The 2,437-nt window shown below is 59.7% G+C and carries 2 protein-coding genes; both read left to right on the plus strand.

The features are described 5' to 3' along the window. A partial coding sequence (locus tag AWB69_RS44960; protein WP_062093197.1) for a DNA-binding protein occupies positions 1-870 on the plus strand: 870 nt, incomplete at its 5' end. Positions 871-1,072: 202 nt separating this feature from the next. Beyond that, positions 1,073-2,224 (plus strand): PDDEXK nuclease domain-containing protein, encoded by a 1,152-nt coding sequence (locus AWB69_RS44965; protein ID WP_062093198.1) that lies wholly within the window; start codon positions 1,073-1,075, stop codon positions 2,222-2,224. The last annotated feature ends 213 nt before the right edge of the window (positions 2,225-2,437 follow it).

Below are 2,437 nucleotides of genomic sequence, written 5' to 3' on the forward strand. Positions count from 1 at the left end.
GGCAGCATGAGCGCGCCGGCCGAGGCGCTGACGCGCTTCTGGGCGACTCTCCGTGAAAAGAGCCGGGTGCGCATCGAACACCCCGACCTGCCGGCGGAGCTGCAGTCCGCGACCGGAGAATTGGCCGCGGCGCTCTGGACGCGGGCGGTCGACATGGCGCAAGGAGAACTGGCCGCCGCGCAGCTCGAGGCGCAACGCTCGGTCGCGGACGCGCAGGCCCGGCAGGCTCAGGCGGAGGCCGAACGCGACCAGGTCCGTCAGGAACTGACCGGCAGTGCGGCCGCGCTGGACAACGCGCAGACCCGCATCACAGAACTGGAGCAGGCGCTGGCTATCTCGCTAGCCGCGACGTCGACGCTGCAGGAGCAGGTACGGCTCGCGCAACAGGGCGAGCATCAGTTGCAGCGGGCGCTTGGAGCCGCCCGGCATGACTTCGCTTCTGAACTGGACACGCTGCGTGCCGACGGCAAGGGGGCGCAGGAGAGGCTCAAAGCTGCCGAAACCCGGGCGCTGCTGGAAATCGACCGCGAGCGGCAGGCGGCCGCGCGCTTGCAGAAGGAACTGGATGCGGCGACCCGTAAAGCGGAGCAGGGAATTAGCCGGCATCGGGATGAGGTGCAGAAGCTGCAGGGGCAAGTTGGTGATCTGCGTCAGCAGCTCGGTGTCCTGGAGGGCAAGCTTGACGCGCTGCGCACCGAGAACGCGCGTTATATCGATGAAGCGGCGCAGGCGCGTGATCAGCGAGACCAACTGGCGTTGTCGCTGACGCACGCAGCGGCAAAGCAGAAGGTGCCGACGGCGAAGCGGGTAGCAGGCCCGCGCAAGAGCAGTGGGCCTATGGGCACACCGTCGCGGACACGCAAAGCGTGATTTGTTGGGAGGGATTCCGCGCGGGCGACGCACGAGTCAGGGTTAGACCATCATGCAAGCGGTATAAGCCGATGAGATCAAGTAATCAACGCCTTCGAGGCCGTACACGTCGTTACTGCGCCGGATCAGTTAACCTTATGTCCAAGGGCCTCTTCTGGGCCGGTCGGCAAGACATCCTTCTTATATCGTTCCGTGACAAGCAATGACTGACATCGTTTTAAGCAGCACGGACTACAAGGGCATTCACGGCGATATCGTCGCCATCCTGGAGAGTAGCCGCCGAGCCGCTGCCCGCAGTGTGAACGCGCTGATGACAGCGACTTATTGGGAAGTCGGCCGGCGTGTTGTGGAGTTCGAACAAGGCGGAGAGAACCGGGCAGCGTACGGTCAAGCGCTGCTGGTTCGACTATCTGGCGATCTGACTAAACGGTTCGGCCGCGGTTTCGGGGTAGACAACCTCGAACTGATGCGACTGTTTTACCAGACGTACTCGCCGGCGGCGATTTCCGAATCACTGATTCGGAAATCTGCTGATACGAGCGCACACCCGAATTCCGAATTGGTAATTCGGAAATTTGACCTCGAGCAGTTGGCAACGGTTTTCCCTCTCTCGTGGACGCACTACGTACACCTGATGCGGCGCACTCGCTCGACTGACGAGCGGGCGTTCTATGAGACCGAAGCGCTTCGAGGTGGATGGAGCGTGCGTCAGCTCGACCGGCAAATCAGCTCCCAGTTTCACACCCGCGCCATGCTGTCCAAAAACAAGCGGACAATGCTGGAAAAAGGGAGCAAGGCGTACCCGAGTGACCTCGTCACACCAGAGGAGGCGATCAAGGACCCCTATGTTCTGGAGTTTCTAGATCTGAAGGACGAATACTCCGAGTCCCAATTGGAGGACGCCCTCGTTCATCGGCTCGAAGATTTCCTGCTCGAGCTGGGCGGCGACTTTGCGTTCGTTGGACGTCAGCGTCGCTTGCGCATCGGTGAGAGTTGGTTTCGGGTCGATCTATTGTTCTTTCACCGACGCCTTCGATGCCTGGTCATCATCGATCTGAAATTGACAGAACTGAACCACGCTGACGTAGGGCAAATGCACATGTATTGCAACTACGCACGCGAGCACTGGACCTTACCTGGGGAAAATCCGCCAGTTGGATTGATCTTGTGCGCTCGCACGAATGCAGCCGTCGCGCGGTACGCGCTGGAAGGACTTCCAAACAAGGTGCTCGCAGCGGAATATCACACAGTTTTGCCGGATGAGAAGCTACTTGCAGAGGAACTCGCAAAAGCGCGTCACGAATGGGAAGTTCGGCATTTGAACGAAGTGGTCAACCTAAAAAGCAGCATTTAAGAATCTCTTCGTGATTTCGCTATGCATCGCCGATCTGACTATGTGGCGTTAAAACGCAATCGGCGCGGACTCGCACAATATGCGATAGACGCTCACCGTAGACCGAGCGCGGATGAATTTGGGGAATCGTCCTTTCCGTGCATGTATGGACCCGACGCCTTTTGCAAGCTTCTTGTTCGTGATGTCGAAACGGCCTGCATGCATGTATCCGGC

This window comes from Caballeronia udeis, from assembly GCF_001544555.2.
GTDB classification, from domain to species: Bacteria; Pseudomonadota; Gammaproteobacteria; order Burkholderiales; family Burkholderiaceae; genus Caballeronia; species Caballeronia udeis.

What these genes read in the sequence shown, in the direction of transcription:
- AWB69_RS44965 (WP_062093198.1), top strand. Translation starts at nt 1,073, where the DNA reads ATGACTGACATCGTTTTAAGCAGCACGGACTACAAGGGCATTCACGGC.